This is a genomic window from Tamlana crocina, from assembly GCF_012037625.1.
In genome coordinates this window covers 1-370 of record NZ_JAAVJS010000458.1, presented here as the reverse complement: position 1 = coordinate 370, position 370 = coordinate 1, and the positions used below count along the sequence as shown (strand labels likewise).

Here is a 370-nt window from a genome sequence, read left to right as displayed (position 1 = left end):
CAATTACAAAATTCCAGAGCCAGTTTGGGGAAAAAGGTGCTTTTAGGCTAATCTCTTCAGATGAGATGAACGATCCTGAAGTCAATCCCGAAGAAGGTTTATTCTCCCATACAGATGATTATATTAAACTTACTGAAGTGGCCAGGAAATATGCCGAAATTCATGAATCTAAGCTCAACAGTAAGGAACATTACCAGGGCTTACTGGAGATCTCCAAGACAGATCCGGAGATCATTCCTCTGTTTGTCAAAACGCCCGATGGTAATTTGAGGATCATTCCTTCCCATAGTGCCGAAATGCAGATTACAGAAGGTTCTAAACTGGTTTACCTTGGCAAACAGATCACTAAGGAGATCAATAAGGAGGAAAC

The 370-nt window shown here is 41.1% G+C and carries 1 pseudogene; it reads left to right on the top strand.

What is annotated here, in order from left to right:
* A pseudogene (locus HC176_RS17585) lies at nucleotides 1-370 on the top strand (cation:proton antiporter); the annotation flags it as partial.